The sequence below is a fragment of the Bradyrhizobium sp. SZCCHNRI3043 genome (assembly GCF_032377735.1).
Taxonomy (GTDB): domain Bacteria; phylum Pseudomonadota; class Alphaproteobacteria; order Rhizobiales; family Xanthobacteraceae; genus Bradyrhizobium.
Genome location: NZ_JAUHID010000021.1, coordinates 42,322 through 61,401, shown reverse-complemented (window position 1 = coordinate 61,401; position 19,080 = coordinate 42,322). Strand labels below are relative to the sequence as shown.

Annotated in this window: 18 protein-coding genes and 1 pseudogene; 3 read left to right on the top strand and 16 right to left on the bottom strand. The window is 66.3% G+C overall.

The window, feature by feature from the left end; genetic code table 11:
- Positions 1–101 precede the first annotated feature (101 nt).
- The gene (locus QX124_RS28030) at positions 102–1,835 is read left to right on the top strand and encodes a caspase family protein (protein ID WP_409997763.1); all 1,734 of its coding nucleotides are present in this window, start codon (positions 102–104) and stop codon (positions 1,833–1,835) included.
- Positions 1,836–1,845: 10 nt separating this feature from the next.
- On the opposite strand, the gene QX124_RS28025 is transcribed toward QX124_RS28030, so the two are convergent.
- From QX124_RS28025 to QX124_RS28005, 5 genes are all read right to left on the bottom strand, one after another.
- Positions 1,846–2,835 carry a threonine/serine dehydratase gene (locus QX124_RS28025; RefSeq protein ID WP_315798868.1) on the bottom strand — a complete coding sequence of 330 codons (990 nt, stop codon included), beginning with the start codon at positions 2,833–2,835 and terminating at the stop codon, positions 1,846–1,848.
- Positions 2,836–2,882: 47 nt separating this feature from the next.
- On the bottom strand, positions 2,883–3,695 hold the full coding sequence (locus tag QX124_RS28020; protein WP_315738828.1) for a UDP-2,3-diacylglucosamine diphosphatase: 813 nt from the start codon (positions 3,693–3,695) through the stop codon (positions 2,883–2,885).
- 191 nt (positions 3,696–3,886) lie between these two features.
- Entirely contained in the window at positions 3,887–5,305 is a 1,419-nt protein-coding gene (gene pyk / locus QX124_RS28015; RefSeq protein WP_315738829.1) for a pyruvate kinase, read from the bottom strand.
- A gap of 155 nt (positions 5,306–5,460) precedes the next feature.
- Positions 5,461–6,534 (bottom strand): tartrate dehydrogenase, encoded by a 1,074-nt coding sequence (locus tag QX124_RS28010; protein WP_315777168.1) that lies wholly within the window; start codon positions 6,532–6,534, stop codon positions 5,461–5,463.
- Between the two features lie 21 nt (positions 6,535–6,555).
- Positions 6,556–7,851, bottom strand: coding sequence for a D-galactonate transporter (locus tag QX124_RS28005; RefSeq protein ID WP_315738831.1), 1,296 nt, complete (start codon positions 7,849–7,851; stop codon positions 6,556–6,558).
- A gap of 129 nt (positions 7,852–7,980) precedes the next feature.
- On the opposite strand from QX124_RS28005, the gene QX124_RS28000 reads away from it, so the two are divergent.
- On the top strand, positions 7,981–8,898 hold the full coding sequence (locus QX124_RS28000; protein ID WP_315798867.1) for a LysR family transcriptional regulator: 918 nt from the start codon (positions 7,981–7,983) through the stop codon (positions 8,896–8,898).
- Between the two features lie 21 nt (positions 8,899–8,919).
- Here the strand turns inward: QX124_RS28000 and glgX are convergent, their stop codons facing one another.
- The 8 genes from glgX to QX124_RS27960 form a co-directional block, all read right to left on the bottom strand.
- The gene (gene glgX, locus QX124_RS27995; RefSeq protein ID WP_315798866.1) at positions 8,920–11,154 is read right to left on the bottom strand and encodes a glycogen debranching protein GlgX; all 2,235 of its coding nucleotides are present in this window, start codon (positions 11,152–11,154) and stop codon (positions 8,920–8,922) included.
- 65 nt (positions 11,155–11,219) lie between these two features.
- Positions 11,220–11,492, bottom strand: a complete 273-nt coding sequence (locus QX124_RS27990) for a DUF3606 domain-containing protein (protein ID WP_315738834.1) — start codon at positions 11,490–11,492, stop codon at positions 11,220–11,222.
- A gap of 649 nt (positions 11,493–12,141) precedes the next feature.
- Complete coding sequence (locus QX124_RS27985) at positions 12,142–12,390, bottom strand: DUF3551 domain-containing protein (protein ID WP_409997762.1); 249 nt, start codon at positions 12,388–12,390, stop codon at positions 12,142–12,144.
- Positions 12,391–12,689: 299 nt separating this feature from the next.
- On the bottom strand, positions 12,690–13,385 hold the full coding sequence (locus tag QX124_RS27980) for a VIT1/CCC1 transporter family protein (protein WP_315758349.1): 696 nt from the start codon (positions 13,383–13,385) through the stop codon (positions 12,690–12,692).
- Between the two features lie 60 nt (positions 13,386–13,445).
- The gene (locus tag QX124_RS27975) at positions 13,446–13,994 is read right to left on the bottom strand and encodes a cytochrome b (protein ID WP_315798865.1); all 549 of its coding nucleotides are present in this window, start codon (positions 13,992–13,994) and stop codon (positions 13,446–13,448) included.
- Between the two features lie 108 nt (positions 13,995–14,102).
- Entirely contained in the window at positions 14,103–15,521 is a 1,419-nt protein-coding gene (locus QX124_RS27970; RefSeq protein WP_315798864.1) for an ATP-binding protein, read from the bottom strand.
- A complete protein-coding gene (locus QX124_RS27965; RefSeq protein ID WP_315773329.1) occupies positions 15,518–16,183 on the bottom strand; it encodes a response regulator transcription factor in 666 nt (221 codons plus the stop codon). Before QX124_RS27965 ends, QX124_RS27970 begins: the two co-directional genes overlap by 4 nt.
- Positions 16,184–16,489, bottom strand: coding sequence for a PepSY domain-containing protein (locus tag QX124_RS27960; protein ID WP_315738841.1), 306 nt, complete (start codon positions 16,487–16,489; stop codon positions 16,184–16,186). It abuts the gene before it with no gap.
- Between the two features lie 344 nt (positions 16,490–16,833).
- Between QX124_RS27960 and QX124_RS27955 the strand changes: the two genes are divergently transcribed.
- Positions 16,834–17,115, top strand: coding sequence for a hypothetical protein (locus QX124_RS27955; protein ID WP_315777164.1), 282 nt, complete (start codon positions 16,834–16,836; stop codon positions 17,113–17,115).
- A 34-nt stretch (positions 17,116–17,149) separates the two neighbouring features.
- Here QX124_RS27955 and arsB read toward each other — a convergent pair.
- The 3 genes and pseudogenes from arsB to QX124_RS27940 form a co-directional block, all read right to left on the bottom strand.
- A pseudogene (gene arsB, locus QX124_RS27950) lies at positions 17,150–18,178 on the bottom strand (ACR3 family arsenite efflux transporter).
- A 4-nt stretch (positions 18,179–18,182) separates the two neighbouring features.
- Entirely contained in the window at positions 18,183–18,710 is a 528-nt protein-coding gene (locus QX124_RS27945) for an arsenate reductase ArsC (protein ID WP_315798863.1), read from the bottom strand.
- Positions 18,703–19,065 carry a helix-turn-helix transcriptional regulator gene (locus QX124_RS27940; protein WP_315798862.1) on the bottom strand — a complete coding sequence of 121 codons (363 nt, stop codon included), beginning with the start codon at positions 19,063–19,065 and terminating at the stop codon, positions 18,703–18,705. The genes QX124_RS27945 and QX124_RS27940 overlap by 8 nt, the downstream gene beginning before the upstream one ends.
- Positions 19,066–19,080: the final 15 nt, after the last annotated feature.

Here is a 19,080-nt window from a genome sequence, read left to right as displayed (position 1 = left end):
GGTGACGCGTTGATAGGTGACGCGGATCACGTACGCTGCTGCGTGATCTGCGTAGCCTGATCCTCAAGCCATCCGCTTGGCGCATGCTCGAGGAGAACGCCGTGTCCGTTCCGAAATTTCGCGCTGTAACATCCGCCTGGAAATCCCTGCTCATGTCCGCGCTGCTGGGCCTGATGGCCTGGGTCGGCCCGGACTCGGCGTTCGCCGCCGGCAGTGAGATCGACAACCTTCACACGCCACCGCGCGCGCTGGCAGCTCCCTCACCTGCAAAGGAGAGCAACACCCCCGCAGCAATCCCTCAAGGAGCCGAGCCACGCGTCGCACTCGTGATCGGCAATGCGAGCTATCAGAACGCGCCGCCGCTGGAGAACCCGGACAACGACGCCCATGCTGTTGCCAAGCTGTTGAACTCGGCCGGCTTCGAGGTGATCACGGCGACCGACCTGACGCAGAACGAGATGCTCAAGGTCGTCCAGGATTTTTCGAGCCGGGTGGCAGCAAACGGCCCGAACACCGTGGCAATGGTCTACTACGCCGGCCACGGGGTTCAGCTCGCGGGCGAGAACTATCTGATCCCGATCGATGCCCGTATCTCAGCGCCCTCCGACCTGACGACGGGGACGATCCGTCTGGTGGACCTGATGGCAACGCTCGACGCCATCCCGAGCCGCATGCGGATCGTCGTGCTGGACGCCTGCCGCAACAATCCCTTCCCTGCCATCAACGATGCCGGACGCGGACTTGCCATCGTCGACGCACCGAACGGCTCCATCCTCGGATATTCGACCTCGCCTGGCGAGGAGGCGCTCGACGGGCGTGGCGAGCACAGCCCGTACGCGCAGGCGTTCCTGAACCTGGCGCGGCAGCCGAACCTGCCGATCGAGCAATTGTTCAAGCGCATTCGCCTGCAGGTGAACCAGAGCACCGATGGTCGACAGACGCCGTGGGAAAGCTCGTCGTTGACCAGTGATTTCACCTTCTTCGGCGAATCCCTGGTTGCCGCAGCGCGCGCGCCGGTGAACGCGCCCGTGGTGCAGATGGCCGCCGACCTGCCGAGCCGTTCCGTGCGGCAGGCCTATGACTACGTGCTGTCGGAGAACCGTCCGCAATATTATCGCGAGTTCATCGCGATGTACCCACGCGATCCGCTCGCCGACCGCATCCGCGCACTGCTCGCCGGCCTCGTGCAGGCCGCGGCGTGGCACCAGGCCGTGCTGGCGAATTCGCCGGCCGCCTATCAGAGCTTCCGTGAATCCTATGCCGACAGCCCATATGCGCCGGTCGCGCTGCGGCTGCAGGGACAGCCTCGGCCCATCCCCGTGCTGCAACCGAGCCGTCTCATCATGCCACCGCAACTGGCACCGATCGCGCGGCCGTTCAATCCCGCCGCCCAGATCCAGAGCCATCCAGGCCCGCAACCGAAGCTGCCGGCCACCATCGTGCCGCCGCACGGACCGATGCCGCCAACAGTGGTCACGAAAGGCAATGCCATCAACAACGCGGGTCCCAACAAGGTCGTCGATCCCAGGCCTATCGCTCAGACCAGGTTGCGCGACAGGATCATGCCGCCGGCAAATCCGCCTGTCGCCGCGAAGATCCAGCGCGATCCACTGAAGCGCAGTCCTGGGCGGCCATTCGACACCCGCGAGGTCCGGCATCCCTTCCCCGGCAATTCCGGACCGTTCAAGCCGAACATCAACACGTCGCGTCCGTCGATGGCGCGTGGCCAAGGAGGGATGCAGGGCGGCCCGACGCGGGGCACGCCGCACGTCGCGCAGTCCGGACTGCGGATCGGCGGTGGGGGATCTGCAAAAGGCGGCCTCAGCTTTCACTGAGGCTTGATCGTCAGGCGATCAGCCTGGCGTAGAGCTCAGCATCGACATTGCCGCCGGACAAAACGATCACCACCGTCTTGCCCGCCACATCCAGCCGGCCGGCCAGCAATGCCGCAAGCCCGACTGAACCACCGGGCTCGACGACGAGCTTCAGCTCCCGGAAGGCAAAGCCGACCGCGCGCCCCACCTCCTCATCCGAGGCCTCGACCGCAGCCGACAGAAGTTGGCTGTTGATCGCGAAGGTGATCTCGCCCGGAATCGCCGCCATCAGCGCGTCGCAGATGGTGCGCCCCTTCGCATCATGGGCCTCGCGGTGGCCGGCCCGCAGCGAGCGCGCATGGTCATCAAAGCCCTTGGGCTCAGCCACGACCATCTGGGTGCTCGGAAAATGCGCCTTCACCGCGGTCGAGACGCCGGCAAGCAGACCACCGCCCGAAGCCGGGACGATCACCAGATCCGGCGACAGGCCCAGCGCCGCGAGGTCTTCGCCGATCTCGCGGCCGACGGTGCCCTGCCCTGCGATGACGTGGGGATCGTCATAGGGCGGCACTACCGTAGAGCCGCGCTTTGCAGCGATGCCGCGCGCGATCGCTTCGCGGTCCTCGCGATCGCGATCATAGAGCACGACCTCGGCACCGAACGCCTTGGTGCGCTCGCGCTTGGCCGCCGGCGCATCCGAGGGCATCACGATCGTGGCGTCCATGCCCAGCAATGTGGCGGCATGGGCGACGCCCTGCGCATGATTGCCGGAGGAGAATGCGACGACGCCGTTGCCGCGCGCTGCTTGCGGGATCGACGCCAGTTTGTTGTAGGCGCCGCGGAACTTGAACGAGCCGGTCCGCTGCAGCACCTCCGGCTTCACGAAGACGTTCGCCTTGAACTGCTCGCTCAGCACGGGAGCCGGCAGCAGCGGAGTCCGCACGGCCACGGGCGCGAGGACGCGTGCCGCCGCATCGATGTCGGCGGCGGTCACGGGCAGGATCGGGGAATGAGCTGTCATGCCCCTATTTTACCGCGCCCGATTGCCGAGAGGCAAGGGAGCCGGTGTCAGGCGGCGCGAGCGGCCAGTTGGGGAACCGGCGCGCGTTGCCGTAGCGGATCGGTCCAGGTGAGGATCTCGAAGCGGCCGTCCTCGTGCTCGACCAGCGCCGTGCAGCTCTCGACCCAGTCGCCGCAATTCATGTAGCGAATGTCGTCCTGATCGCGGATGACAGCGCAATGGATGTGGCCGCAGATCACGCCGTCAGCGCCATGCCTTCGCGCCTCGGAGGCCAGCGCCGTCTCGAACGCGCCGATGTAGTTCACCGCGTTCTTGACCTTCTGCTTGGCCCATTGCGACAGCGACCAATAGGGAACGCCGAACATGCGACGGAAGAAGTTGACCAGACGGTTCATCTGGATCGCGAAGTCATAGGCCTTGTCGCCGAGATGGGCGAGCCAGCGCGCGTTCTGCACGACCAGATCAAAGATGTCGCCGTGGATCACCAGATAGCGTTTGCCGTCAGCGCCGGTGTGGACGATGTTCTCGACGACGTCGATGCCGCCGAAATGCGTGCCGTAATAACCGCGCAGGAACTCGTCGTGATTGCCGGGGACATAGACGATCTTGGCGCCCTTGCGCGCCTTGCGCAGCATCTTCTGCACCAGGTCGTTATGCGACTGCGGCCAATGCCAGCTCGATTTGAGCGCCCAGCCGTCGATGATGTCGCCGACCAGATAGATCGTATCTGCATCATGGTGGCGCAGGAAATCGACGAGGAGATTGGCCTGCGAGCCGCGGGCTCCGAGATGAACGTCCGAGATGAACAACGTCCGAAAGCGCCGAGCCGGGCTTTCTTCACCAGCAGTCTCAAGTCCCATGCGCGCCCACCTAACAGTCCCTGATGACACCGCGATGACGAAACGCCGCACCGGCAGAACCCATCCTGCCGGACCGCGACCGGCACCGCTCGTTCGACGACTCGCGACGTCCTTCGTCACTGCCCCGCGATACCAGCGGGGTGCGACAATCAGGCGACAGGCGGGCGGCGCGAACAGGGAAAATCAGCCTCCTATCTCGGCACGGTGACGACGCGCAGATTGTTGGTGGTGCCGGCCCGCGCGAACGGGATGCCGGCGACGACGACGAGCAGGTCGCCGGCTTCAGCGAACTCCTCCTGCACGGCGAAGAAGGTCGCGCGCTCGACCATCTCCTCGTAGCTCTGCACGTCCTGCGACAGCACGCTGTGCGCGCCCCACAGCAGGCACATGCGCCGCGAGGTGTCCTCGTTCGGCGTGATCGCCAGAATCGGCAGGCTCGGCCGCTTGCGCGCAACGCGCGAGGCCGAGGTTCCGCTCGACGTATAGGCCACGATCGCCCTGGCGTGGATCGCCGAGGCGAGATCGGCCGCCGCGGTTGCCACCGCATGCGGCGGCGTCTGCTCCTCGCCCGGCTGCGTCGCCTCGACGATCGAGCGATACATCTTGTGGCCTTCGGTGGCCTTGATGATGCTGTCCATCATCGCCACCGCCTCGCGCGGGTATTGGCCGCTGGCAGACTCCGCCGACAGCATCACCGCGTCGGCGCCGTCATAGATCGCAGTGGCGACGTCCGAGACCTCGGCGCGCGTCGGTGTCGGCGTCGCCACCATCGAATCCAGCATCTGCGTCGCGACGATCACCGGCTTCACGGCGAGCCGGCAGGCACGCACCAGCTCCTTCTGCTTGCCCGGCACGTCCTCGTTGGGAATCTCGACGCCGAGATCGCCGCGCGCGACCATGATCGCGTCCGACAACTGGATGATGTCGTCGATCCGCTCCAGCGCCGCCGGCTTCTCGATCTTGGACATGATGCCGGCGCGGCCGTTGATGAGGCCCCTCGCCTCAAGCACGTCCGACGGCTTCTGCACGAACGACAGCGCCACCCAGTCGACGCCGAGCTCGAGCCCGAAGGCGAGATCGGAGCGGTCCTTGGCCGTCAGCGGCGACAGCTCCAGAATGGTGCCCGGCAGATTAACGCCCTTGTGATTGGAAATCGCGCCGCTGACGATCACCTTGGCCTCGATCCAGTCGTCGCCGAGGCCGGTGACGCGGACGCGGACGCGGCCGTCATCGATCAGAAGATCGTGACCGGGCGAGACCGCCGCAAAGATTTCCGGATGCGGCAACGGAATCGATGTCTTGTCGCCCTCGGTGCCGTTGAGGACAAATCGAATCGTCTCGCCGACTTCGACCTGGATCTTCTTGTCGCGCAGAGTGCCGACGCGAATCTTAGGACCCTGCAGATCCATCAAGATGCCGATCGGCCGCTGCACTTCCTTCTCGAGCGCGCGGATCGCGGCATGGACCTTGGCGTGATCGGCCTGGGTGCCGTGGCTGAAGTTGAGACGAAAGGTGTCCACACCGGCGAGGAACAGCGCTTTCAGCATCTCCGGAGAATTGCTCGCGGGACCGACAGTCGCAACGATCTTGGCTCGACGGTGACGACGCATGATGTGTCCTTTCTCCTTAAGCCGTGTCTCGCGTCTCTATGACACGCATGTGATTGGCATGCGCGGACGCAGCGGAAGCGCTGATATACGCCCCGCAGCGTCCATTGCAAGCGCGACACGGAACACGCCAGAATTGTGCAAGAGAACGGCACGCCTCAGGCGTTGGAGCCGTGGATCGCGTCGATGACGGCGTCGGTCACCTGCTTGGTCGTCGCCGTGCCGCCAACATCGGGGGTCAGGATGCCGGCTGCACAGACTTTCTCGACCGCAGCCATCAGCCGCGCGGCCGCGTCCGTCTCGCCGAGATGCTCGAGCATTTGCGCGCCGGTCCAGAACGTCGCGACCGGGTTGGCGATGCCCTTTCCGGTGATATCGAACGCCGAACCATGGATCGGCTCGAACATCGACGGGAAGCGCCGCTCCGGATCGATGTTGCCGGTCGGCGCCACGCCGAGGCTGCCGGCCAGCGCGCCGGCGAGATCGGACAGAATGTCGGCATGCAGATTGGTCGCCACGATGGTGTCGAGGCTCTTCGGCTGCAAGGTCATGCGCACGGTCATCGCATCGACCAGCATCTTGTCCCAGGTTACGTCGGGGAATTCGCGCGCCACTTCGGCGGCGATCTCGTCCCACATCACCATGCCGTGCCGCTGCGCATTCGACTTGGTGACGACGGTGAGGAACTTGCGCGGCCGCGACTGCGCCAGCTTGAACGCGTAGCGCATGATGCGGGTGACGCCGACGCGGGTGAAGACGGCGACCTCGGTGCCCACCTCCTCCGGCAGGCCGCGGTGCGCGCGGCCGCCCATGCCGGCATATTCGCCCTCGGAATTCTCGCGCACGATCACCCAGTCGAGATCGCCGACGCCGACATTGCGCAAGGGCGAGGCCACACCGGGCAGGATCTTGGTCGGCCGCACATTGGCGTACTGATCGAAGCCCTGGCAGATCGGCAGTCGTAACCCCCACAGCGTGATGTGGTCGGGCACGTCGGGAGCGCCGACCGCGCCGAAATAGATCGCGTCGAACTTCTTCAGCTCGGCGAGGCCGTCGGCCGGCATCATCACGCCGTGCTTCTTGTAGTAGTCCGAGCCCCAGTCGAAGGTCTTGACGTTGAAGCTGATGTCGCCCGAGCGCTTGGCGAGCGCCTCGAGCACACGGACACCTTCGGAGATGACCTCGGGGCCGATGCCGTCGGCGGGAATCGCGGCGATGGAATGGGTGCGCATGAAAGGGCTCCGTGTGATGGGTCAGGATTGCGTGGCCGCAGCGGCCTTTGCACGTTGAGAACGTGACAGCAACAGGGTCAGCACCGCCGATACCACCAGCAGCCCGGCGACGAAATAGAGCCCGCCGTTGAAGCTGCCGGTCTGGTCCTTGATCCAGCCGATCATCGCTGGACCGACGAAGCCGCCGAGATTGCCGATCGAGTTGATGGTCGCGATGCCCGCCGCGGCGGCCGAGCCGGACAGGAACATGGTGGGCATGCTCCACAGCGGCGGCTTCGAGGAGGAGATGCCGACATTGACGAGCGTGAGCGCGGCGAGCACGGCGGCGACACTGGTCGACAGCCCGGCCAGCCAGAGCCCGACGGCGGCGACGACGCAGGCCAGCACGACGTGCCAGGTGCGCTCGGCGGTGCGGTCGGAATGGCGCGCCCACAGGATCATGACGACCACGGCCACGGTCGGTGGCACCGCGTTGAGGAAGCCGACGGCGAACGACGACAGGCCGAACTGCTTGATGATCTGCGGCGCCCAGACGCCGAGCGTGTAGAGGCCGGCCGAGGTGCCGAAATAGACCAGCGCGAGCGCGAGCACGCGGATGTCGGCCAACCCGCGCCAGATGCTGTGGCTGGCGGTGGCGGCCTTGCTCGCCAGCTCGGCATTCATCGTGCGCACCAGCCAGTCGCGCTCGTCGTCGGCGAGCCAGCGCGCCTGCTCCGGACGATCGGTCATGTAGGCGAGCACGACGAAGCCGAGTAGCACCGCCGGCAGCGCCTCGATCAGGAACAGCCACTGCCAGCCCTTGAAGCCGAGAATGCCGTCCATCTCCAGCAGCGCGCCTGAAACCGGAGAGCCGAGAACCGTGGAGAGCGGCGCGGCGGCCATGAACAGCGCGGTGACGGCTGCGCGCTGGCGGGCCGGGAACCAGTAGGAGAGATAGAGGATGATTCCGGGGAAGAAGCCTGCTTCCGCAGCACCAAGCAGGAAGCGCAACACATAGAAGCTCGTCGGTCCCTGCACGAACGCCATCGCGCCGGAGACGATGCCCCAGGTGATCATGACCCGCGCGATCCAGATGCGGGCGCCGAACTTGTCCAGCGCGAGGTTGGAGGGGACCTCGAACAGGAAATAGCCCCAGAAGAAGATGCCGGCACCGAAGCCATAGGCCGAGGCTGAAAGCCCGATATCCTTGTTCATGGTCAGCGCAGCGAAGCCGACGTTGACGCGGTCGATGAAGGCTACGAAGTAGAGCAGCATGATGAAGGGCACGATGCGCAACGTGATCCTGCGCAGCACGCGCATTTCCAGCTCTCCGGCCATCGTCACCTCCCTATCCCGTCTTGTCGTTGATCTGACAAGCGTAGGCGGCGAACCAGGCCGGCTTCAATGCTCGCATCATTATACAAAAAAATGATATAATCCGGCCCATCGCCTCTTCAGGATCCCACCATGGAATTGCACCAGCTCCGCTGCTTCGTGGCCGCCGCCGAGGAACTGCATTTCGGCAAGGCGGCGCAGCGGCTGCAGATGCTGCCCTCGGCGCTCGGACGCCAGATCAAGCTGCTGGAGGAGGATCTCGCGACGCCGCTGTTCGCCCGCACCACGCGCGCGGTGTCGCTGACCGAGCACGGCACGACCTTGCTGCGCGACGCCCGGGCGATCCTGGCCCGCGTCGAGGCGGTCGAAACCGGCTTCCGCCGCCGTACCCGAAGCACGAAGGCGCAGCGGCTGCGCGTCGGCGCCATCGACAGCGCGGCCGCCGGGCTGCTGCCGCAATTGCTGCACGATTTTCGCGCGCGGCATCCCGACATCGCGGTGCAGCTCATGGAGGAGAAGACGATCCGGCTGCTGCCCAAGATTCTCTCCGGCGCGCTCGACCTCGCCTTTGTCAGGCCGCCCGAGCGCACCGATATCAGGCTCGAATTCCGCGCGCTGCTCAGCGAGAGCGCCGTGGTGGCGCTGCCGCAGCGGCACCGGCTGGCCTCGCGTGCCGCGGTCTCGCTCGCCGACATCGCCGACCAGCCGCTGATCGTCCCGGACCGCCGGTCGCGCCCGCACAGCCACGACCTCACCATGAAGCTGTTCGCACAGGCCGAGCTGTCGCCGGATATCGCGCAGTTCGCCGATGAGAAGCAGACCATCGTGCATCTCGTCGCCGCGCGACTCGGCATTGCCATCGTGCCGCGCTGGACCTCGCGGCTCGCGGTCTCCGGCGTCCGCTTCGTGCCGCTGCGGATGACACGCGGCAGCACCGCCGGACGGCTTCCGCTCGCGGCCGTCTGGCTGCACGGCTCGCGCGATCCGGCGCGCGAGGCCATGCTCGGCGTGCTCGACGCGCGGCTTGCGAAATACGCCCGCGGTGCCTGACCGCAAAATCCGCCGAACATCCTACCCCAGCGGCGCCTCCGCGATATCGAGCAGGGCACCGAGGCCATGGCGCAGGCCGCGCATCGGCTGCTGCTCCGAGGACAGGCCGAGTGCCAGCAGCGAGCGGCCGGTCACCTCGTAGACGTGGCCGAAGGGCAGCGACTGCGGCTGGGCGTCCGGCTGGTTGGTGTCGAGCAGCGCCAGCCAATTATGGCCTTCGGGCACGGACGGAAGCGTGAAGTTCACGACGTCGAAATGCGCGTTGTAGACCAGCAGGAGCGTCGCATCCGAGCCACGCCGCTTGACGCCGGTCTCCTGGGCGCGGCCGTCGAGCAGCATGCCGAAACAACGCGCGTGATCGTCAGTCCACTGCTCCGTCGTCATCTCCTCGCCCGACGGGTCGAGCCAGGTCACGTCGTTGACGCCGAGGTCCTCATTGTGCGAGCCGATCAGGAAGCGGCTGCGATAGAGGATCGGAAACGCCTTGCGCATGGCGATCAGCTTGCGCGTGAATTCGCGCAACGCCCGCCCCTGCGGCGTGATGCCCATCCAGTCGAGCCAGGTCGTCTCATTGTCCTGCGCATAGGCGTTGTTGGTGCCGTTCTGGGTATGGCCGAACTCGTCGCCGGCCAGCAGCATCGGCGTGCCATGCGACAGCAGCATCGTGGCCAGCAGATTGCGCTTCTGGCGCTCGCGCAACGCGGTGATCTCGGGGTCGTCGGTCGGTCCTTCGACGCCGCAATTCCAGGAGTGGTTGTTGCTGTGGCCGTCGCGATTGTCCTCGCCATTGGCCTCGTTGTGCTTGTCGTTGTAGGAGACGAGGTCGTTGAGGTTGAAGCCGTCATGCGCGGTGATGAAGTTCACGCTCGCCCAGGGGCGGCGGCCGCGCTTGTTGAACAGATCGCCCGAGCCGGAGATGCGCTTGGCGAAATCGGCGAGCGTGCCGCCGTCGCCCTTCCAGAACGCACGCGCGGTGTCGCGGAACTTGTCGTTCCATTCCGCCCAGCCCGGTGGAAACTGGCCGACCTGATAGCCGCCCGGACCGATGTCCCAGGGCTCGGCGATCAGCTTGACGCTCGACAGCACAGGGTCCTGACGACAGGCATCCAGGAAGCTGCCGCCCTCGTCGAAGCCATAGGGCTCGCGCGCCAGGATGGTGGCGAGATCGAAGCGGAAGCCGTCGACCCGCATCTCGGTCGCCCAATAGCGCAAAGAGTCCGCGACGAGCTGCAGCACGCGCTGGTGCGACAGGTTCACCGTATTGCCGGTGCCGGTGTCGTTGATGTAGTAGCGTTTCTGGTCCGGCATCAGCCGGTAGTAGCTGGCATTGTCGATGCCTTTGAACGACAAGGTCGGCCCGAGCTCGTTGCCTTCGGCGGTGTGGTTGTAGACCACGTCGAGGATGACCTCGATGCCGTTGGCGTGGAACTGGTTGACCATGGTCTTGAATTCGGTCGCGAACGGCGTCTTCAGATAGCGCGGCTCCGGCGCGAAGAAGCCGATCGAATTGTAGCCCCAGTAGTTGCGCAGCCCCTTCTCGACCAGATAGCTGTCGTCGATGAAGGCGTGGATCGGCAACAGCTCGGCGGAGGTGATGCCCAGGGAGCGCAGATAGGCCGGAATGTCCTGATGCGCGAGGCCGGCGAAGGTGCCGCGGTCGGCCTCGGGCACCAGCGGATGCAGCTTGGTGAAGCCCTTGACGTGCATCTCGTAGAAGATCGTCCGCTCCCACGGAATTTCCGGCTTGCGTGAGGTGCCCCACGTGAAGGCGGGATCGATGACCCGGCACTTCAGCATCAAGGGCGCACTGTCGCGGTCGTCGAACGACAGGTCCTTGTCGGCATGATCGAGCCGATAGCCGAACAGCTCCGGCCCCCAGCGCAGGTTGCCGACGAGCTGCTTGGCATAGGGGTCGATCACGAGCTTGTTCGGATTGAACCTGTGACCGGCGTCCGGCTCGTAGGGTCCATGCACGCGATAGCCATACACCGTGCCGGGCCGCGCGGCCGGCAGGTAGCCGTGCCAGACCTCGTCGGTGTATTCGGGCAGCTCGATGCGCTCGAGCTCGGTCTCGCCGGTGTCGTCGAACAGGCACAGCTCGATCTTGGTCGCATGGGCGGAAAAGATCGCAAAGTTGACGCCGAGCCCGTCCCAGGTCGCGCCGAGAGGAAACGGACGGCCTTCGCTGATCCTGGTCTTGCGCAGATTGAACGCCGCCTGCGTCAAAGCGTCACCGAGGTCGGTGCGTCGGTCCATCCTTTGCCCCCTTCGTCCGATTCCCCAGATCGATTGCCGGGGGTCTCGATGATCAGCGTCGATTGCTAGGTTGCCGCTGGCGTCTCGTCCGGCACGATCACTTCCGCCTTGGTCTCGGTCACCGTCACCGACGCGATCACAGCTCCTTCCGGCGCTGCCTTCGCGGCTCGCTGCTGCGCGACTTCCTTGGTGATGGCAGCGATGGAGTTGCCGATGCGTTCGACCATCTCGGACAATTCCCCGGGCGACATCTTCAGCCGCTTGGTCACCACGCGGACCTGGGCCTGATCGGTCATGTCGAGCTTGTTGCGGGACGGCTGAATCTTCGGACGGCGCATCGGGAGTCCTCCTGCATGCCAGCTAACCTTGGCTGCGGAATTTGGTTCCCGCGCTCCCTCCCCCTGGGCATCGCCGTGAAGACGTGCGTCACTGCTCTCGCGGCGCTAGGCGCCCGAGTGATGTCAACGGTGTTGCCCCCCGATCAGGCAGAGGGCGCAGGGAATGCCGGGAGCTGGCCGCCCCCATGGCCCGCCTGCAGAAAAAAAGCAGGCGGCAGTCACCACAGGTTCAGCCGAGACATCCCGGCATTCCCCGCGCGATGGTTTTCACGCTTACTTCGCGATCTCCTCGGTGTACCGGCTTGTTAGTCACCGTCGCCCTCGGGATCATCGCCCGAAGACTTGGCGCCAGCATCGGGGCGCCAGGACCACGCGACTTCGCGTCCGCAAGCTGCCGTTCGTCCGCGCGAGTCGCCCCACGCTGCGGCACCCTGCAGCCACCGCATCCCGCGCCCAACGTTCCGTGACGATCGCGAAGCGCCCCTCTCGAGGAGCACGGGATGGAGACAATCAAGCACGATTTCCGAAAAATGGCAACAGATTTATTTTTCTCAGAAATGCAGACTGGTTCCGATCAGCCCGAGCAAGCATCGGGCGGCGCGTGCCTGCTCCGTTGACGATTGGGGTCTTGTCAGATCGCAATCGGCGCCTACCGGGGAGGCCGACGGCGGCTTGGCTCAGACGGGCGTTGTGCATAGGGGTTCCGCAAGCACATGGCCGACATGCCCGCAGCCCCCGCTCTACACGCCTCCCACGACCTGTACTGGCACGAGATTGTGCTGGAACCGCCCCACTCCCATGTCTGGAGGCACACCGGATCAATGCCATCGAACCGTTGAGCTGCGGCCGGAGCGGTTGCAAGCACTGTGATCGAAGTCATGAGGAGAAGCGCGCGCATCATCACGCATCATGGCACGAGGCTGACCAATCCGAAAGGGTCTGCCGGCGCGGCGATCTCGAACTCGGGCAAAGCCCTTTGCCGCAGACGACGCTGCCGTAGGCTGGGCAAAGCGACACCAAAGGCGGCGCGTGCCCACCATCGGCGGCGCTGGGTGCGGGCGGTGGACACGGCGCGCGCGAAAGCTCGCCCGACAAGGCCTCGCCCCGGCGCGCCTTTGCCCACCCTACGGTCCTCGTCAATCATGACCGGCCCGGTGACCTTCTTCCGAATGGCCTCGACCGCAATCCTGTCCCGCCCTACCCGAACAGATGCGCCAGCCAGAATGCCGCGCCGGCGGCGAGGCCGCCGACCAGCGCAGTCTGCAGCGCCGACTTGATCTTGTTGACGCCGGTGAAGTGGCCCTTGATGGCGCCGAAGATCAAGAGCGCGATGCCGGTTGCGACCACGGAGATCCGGAGTGCGGACGAGATGTCAGGCGCCAGCATGTAGGGGATCAGCGGGATCAGGCCGCCGATCACGTAGGAGCCGCCGATGGTCACGGCGCTGACCGGCGCGCGCTTCGGATCCGGGCGTTCGAGACCGAGCTCGAAGCGCATCATGAAGTCGACCCAGCGCTTGCGATCGGACGCGATGGCGTCGACCACGGTGGTCAAGGCCTGGCCTTCGAGACCATAGCCGCGGAAGATCGCCGCAACCTCCTCGACCTCGCGGCCGCGAAGGTGCTCGATCTCGTCGTGCTCCCGCTTCTCCTCGGCGGCATAATGCTCGGCGTCGGAGCGGGCGGCGAGATAGCCGCCGAGCCCCATCGCGATCGCGCCGGCGACGACCTCGGCAAGGCCGGCGGTGACGATCACGTCGGTCTTGGCGACCGCAGCCGAGAGACCGGCGGCGAGCGCGAACGGCACGGTGAGCCCGTCGGCCATGCCGATCACGACGTCGCGGACGACTTCCGACGCGGTGAAGTGCTTTTCGATGTGCGGCGTTGCCGGCATGACGGCCTCCGATGGCGTGATCGACGGAGGCCTCTTAGCAGGCCCGGATGACAGGACCGATCACCGCAGTCCCGGCACCATCCGCCGCAGGGTGCGATCGTGCAGCCAGTAATGATGCAGCAGCGCCGCACCGGCGTGCAGGCCGATCAGGATCATCAGGCCATTGGCCAGCGCCTCGTGCATCTCCTTCAAGTCGTGGGCGAAGCCGCGGTCGCCGACCCAGGGTGAGGCGATCTCGAACAGGCCGAACACCGGCAAGCCGTAGCCGCGGGCAAACTGGGTGACGATGCCGAGGACCGGAATGGCGAACATGATGCCGTAGATCAGCAGATGCGTGATCTCGCCGATGTGAACGGTCCACGCGCCGAATTTGGTCGCTTCAGGCGCCGGCGGCGGATCGGCCAGGCGCCAGGCCAGGCGCGCGAGCGCAAAGCCCAGCATCGCCAGCCCGAGCGAGACGTGCATGAACAGGCCCGTGTCATGAGAGCCGCGTGGCAGGATGTCGCCGAGATGACCCGAGATCCAGGCCGCCGGCACCAGCACGGCGACGATCCAGTGCAGCCCGATCGCGACGGACCCATACGCCTTGGCGGAATTTCGAATACGCATGATCAGCTTCCTTCGACCATTGGGCACCCCCCGCGGTGGCAAGCCGCGCGGGGCGTCATGACCTGAGGTAATAGCTGACCGGGGGCGTCGCGCCGCTGACGCGGGATGTCAGCCTACTGTCAGAATGGACGGCGCCGGGGTCGCCTGGGACATCGCGGGCTGCGGCCAGCGGAGCGCCGAGACGATGGCCGGCGCGATCGTGATCCTGGCGCCGCCCAGCTCGGAACGGCCGATCTGCAGCCGCCAGCCATAGGCTTCGAGCACGTCCTGCACGATCGCGAGCCCCAGCCCGCTGCCCGGCCCCTGCTCGTCGAGGCGGCCGCCGCGCTCAAGCACGCGGCCGATCTTCGCGTCCGGAATGCCCGGACCGTCATCCTCGACGATGACGATCAGAGGGGTGGCACTCGCGACGATGCGAACCGTGCTCGCCGCATGACGCGCGGCGTTCTCCAGCAGATTGCCGAGCACCTCGGCGAGATCCGTCCGATCCATGGCGACGCTCAGGCCCGGGGGCACTTCGCCATCGAAGCTGACATGGGCGGCCGCCGGCGTGCGGCCGAGCGTCCCGAGCAGCGCATTCACCAAAGGCGCGAGCTCGGTCGCGGCCTCCGGCCCGCCGCGGGCCTTGCCGCGCAGCCGCGCCAGCGCCAGCTCGCGATCAACCTGCCGGCTCATCGCCTCGGCGACATCCTCGATGTTGCGCGCCAGCTCGAGCTGGCCGAGCTCCCTCAAGCGCGCGGCGTCGGCCGTGAGGGCGGCGAGCGGCGTCTTGAAGCCGTGGGCGAGATCGGCCGCACGGCTGCGCGAGCGCATGATCTCGCGCTGCTGCGCATCGAGCAGCGCGTTGACCTCCTCGACCAGCGGCGCCACCTCGGTCGGCACGTCCACGGGAAGATGCTGGCGCCGACCGCTGCGGATCTCGGCGACGCCACGGCGCAGCACGCCGAGCGGACGCAGGCCGAGAGTGACCTGAACCGACGTGCCGACGGCGAGGATGACGGCCAGCACGGCGAGCGCGATCGACAGATCCTTGGCGAAGGTCAGCACCGCGCTGGTGGCACCGTCGAGGCCGTAGGCCACGGCCGCGCGCACGCGGATCTGGCTTTCCGGATTCATCAGGATGCCGCGCTCGGCGACCAGCACGTGTTCGCCATCCGGCCCGGCGAGCTCATGCTGATGCACGTCGCTCGGTCCGGGCTCGTCGATCGGCAGCGGCAGGATGGTGTCCCACAGCGAGCGCGAGCGCAGCAACTGGCCATGATCGTCCGAGATCTGCCAGTACAGCCCCGACAGCGGCACCACGAAGCGCGGATCGGCCGGCGGCCGCGCGACCACGATGCGCCCTTCCGCATCGACCTCGAGGCCGTTCAGCAATTGGCGCAGGTGAATGTCGAGATCGGAGGCGAGCGTCCGCGCGACGTGGCGCTTGAACAGCACGACCATGCCGAAGCCGGCGACGCCGAGCGCGACCAGCAGCGCGATGGTGCCCGCCGCCACCAGCCGCAGCCGCAGCGAGCCGAGCCTCATTCCGCCGTCTCCGGGATCATGTAGCCAAAGCCGCGGCGGGTCTCGATGATGTCGGCGCCGAGCTTCTTGCGGACGCGCCGGATCAGCACCTCGAGCGCGTTGGAGTCGTGCTCGTGGCCGAGGCCGTAGACGTTCTCCTCCAGCTCATGCTGCGGCACGACGCGGCCGCTCTGCCGCAGCAGATAGGCGATCAGCCGGTATTCGAGCTGCGACAGCGTCACCGGCACGCCGGACAGGCTGACCTTCATCTGGCGCTCGTCGAGCGTCAGGTCGCCGGACGAGAGCACCGGCGCCGCACGGCCGGCGGACCGCCGCACGATCGCGCGCAATCGCGCCAGCAGCTCCTCGTTGCGAAACGGCTTCGGCAGATAGTCGTCGGCGCCGGCATCGATGCCGTCGACCCGCTCCGCCCAGCTCGCGCGCGCCGTCAGGATCAGCACCGGCATGTGTCGCCCCGCGCCGCGCCAGCGCTTCAGCACCGACAGGCCGTCCATGCCGGGGAGGCCAAGATCGAGGATCACGGCGCCATAATCCTCGGTGTCGCCGAGAAACCAGGCCTGCTCGCCGTTGTCGGACGTTTCGACCAGATAGCCCGCCGCCTGCAGCGTCCGCACCAGGTCGGACGCCAGCCGCGGATCATCCTCGACCAGCAGCACACGCATCTACTTTTCCTCGATCCGTTCGATCTCGCCGCTGCGCGCATCGACATAGACCTCACGCACGCGGCCATCGCGGCCGATCACCCGAAACTCATAGCGCCAGCGGCCACGCAGGCGCTCGACATCGATCCCCATCACGTCGCCGGCGACCCGGCCACGCAATCTCGGCAGGATCTGCGACAGCGGCAAGACGTCGCCCGCCTCCACGGCATGACGCATGGCATCACGGCGCTCACGATCATCCTCGCGCGCCACCGTCGCCGCGGACGCAGCCGTAGAGATCAGCATCGCAGATGCCGTGATGCGCATGAACCGTCCAATTTGAGGCAAATGCATGATCCTTCCGGGGCCTGACGCCGTCATCTTCAGAGATCGTCGTCATTCGTTGCGCTCTCGCCACTGGTTCGAATTGCGGGGCACGAATTGCGGAGCATTCGCAAATGCTACCGAGGTGGTGCGGATGATAGTTTGAACTTCCGATGTCGGAATTGCGCATCAGACAGATGCGGGGGTGGAAACTCGCACAGGATCGGCATCCTGCCCGAGGCAAGCTGACTCCCCGCTGACACGACCCGACGGGATGCCGTCAGTCTCGTTGCAGCATGATCGCTTCAGGACGGAGCGAGCCGGGGGCGGTGAGTTCGGAGACGAGCATGCGTAAGACGATGACATTGGCAGCCGTGCTGGCGGGGCTGGGCGGCATCTTGGCCATGTCACAAGCCAGCCGGGAGACGGCGCCCACGCTGGTGCCGGTGGCCCGTGCCGTGGACGGCGGTCTTGAAGCTGATCTTGGAGCTGGTCTTGGAGCTGGTCTTGGGGCCTACCCGCATCTTGCGGCGCTGCATGCGCGGGCCGAAAGCCCGCCGCTGAGCTACGAGCCGGCCCGCCGCGAGCGCGAAGGCGACGACGACGATCAGGACGAGCCGCGGCGGTGAGGCGAACCGGCCCCTGGCGAAGCACCGCGCGGAGCTAGGCCGGCAGTCCCGCTTCGTACCAGCGACGCGTCGCCCCGACGATGCGCACGACCGAGAGCATCACGGGGACTTCGACGAGAACCCCGACGACCGTCGCGAGCGCGGCCCCCGAGTCGAGCCCGAGCAGGCTGATCGCGGCGGCAACCGCCAGCTCGAAGAAATTGCTGGCGCCGATCAAGGCGGCCGGAGCCGCGACGCACCAGGCCACGCCGAGCCGGCGGCTGAGCCAATAGGCGATGCCCGCGTTCAGATAGACCTGGATCAGGATCGGCACGGCAAGGATCGCGATGACGACCGGCTGCTTCAGGATCTGCTCGCCCTGGAAGCCGAACAGCAGCACGAGCGTACCGAGCAGCGCCGCGAGGGAGACCGGTTGCAGCACGCGCAAGGTGCGCTCCAATGCCCCGCCCTTCGTCCGCAACAAAGAGCGACGCCAGAGTTGCGAGATGATGACGGGCACAACGATGTAGAGCAGCACCGACAGCAGCAGGGTGGTCCATGGCACCGAGATCGAGGCGACGCCGAGCAGCAGGCCCACCAGCGGCGCGAACAGGAACACCATGATGACGTCGTTGAGCGCGACCTGGCTCAGCGTTTAGTGCGGCTCGCCCTCGCACAGATTCGACCAGACGAACACCATCGCCGTGCACGGCGCCGCGGCCAGCAGGATCAGACCCGCCGCGTAGGACGACAACTGGCTTGCGGGAAGCATCGGCGCGAACACGTGGCCGATGAAAACGCTGCCGAGCAGAGCCATCGAAAACGGCTTGATGGCCCAGTTCACGACCAGGGTGACGCCGATGCCGCGCCAATGCTCCTTCACGTTGCCGAGCGCGGCAAAATCGATCTTCAGCAGCATCGGAATGATCATCAGCCAGATCAGGGCCGCGACCGGCAGATTGACCCGTGCCACCTCCGCCGACGCGACAGCCGCGAACAGCCCCGGCATGAGATGGCCGAGACCGATGCCTGTGACGATGCAGAGCATGACCCAGACCGTCAGATAGCGCTCGAAGATCGTCATCAGATCAGGCCACGTCGGAGCGGAACGACGTTGCCCCCTCGCCCGTCCCGATCTCGCGCAGCCGCGTGCCGAGCGACATCGAATCGATGCGACCGAGCGGCAGATTGATGAAGGCGTCGATCCTGTTCTTCAGATAGCGGAAGGCGGTCGTGAACGCCGCGAGCTTCTCCAGCTCCGTGCCTTCGGCCGCCGCCGGATCCTCGATGCCCCAATGCGCGGTCATCGGTTGCCCCGGCCAGATCGGACACGCCTCGCCGGCGGCGTTGTCGCAGACGGTGAAGACGAAATCCATCGCCGGCGCGCCGGCGACGGCGAACTCGCTCCAGCTCTTCGAGCGCAGATCGTCGGTCGGATAGTCCATGCGCGCGAGGGTCTTGAGCGCCAACGGATGCACCGCGCCTTTCGGCGTGCTGCCGGCCGAGAAGGCGCGGAAGCGGCCGGCGCCGTCCTTGCGCAGGATCGATTCCGCCAGCACCGAGCGCGCCGAATTTCCGGTGCAGAGGAACAGCACATTGTAGACGAAGTCAGACACGATTCTTCTCCTTGCGCTTGGGCGGACAGCAGGGGCTGAGGCTTGCGACGACGGGAGCGCAGACCTCCGGTCGGCCGCCGCAACAGTCCTGCAGCAGAAACAGCGCGACCTTCTGAAATTGCGCGAGGTCGATGCGGTAGACGATCGATCGGCTGTGCCTGATCGAGCTGACGAGGCCGGCGCGCGCCAGCACGGACAGATGCGCCGACAGCGTGTTCTGCGGCACATCCAGCAGACGTGCGAGCTCGCCGGCCGGCAGACCGTCGGGCTCGTGCTGCACCAGGGTGCGAAAGGCCTGCAGGCGCGTCGGTTGCGCCAGCGCCGCCAAGGCCAGAACGGCTTGTTCGTTTTCCATATATCCAGAATTCTC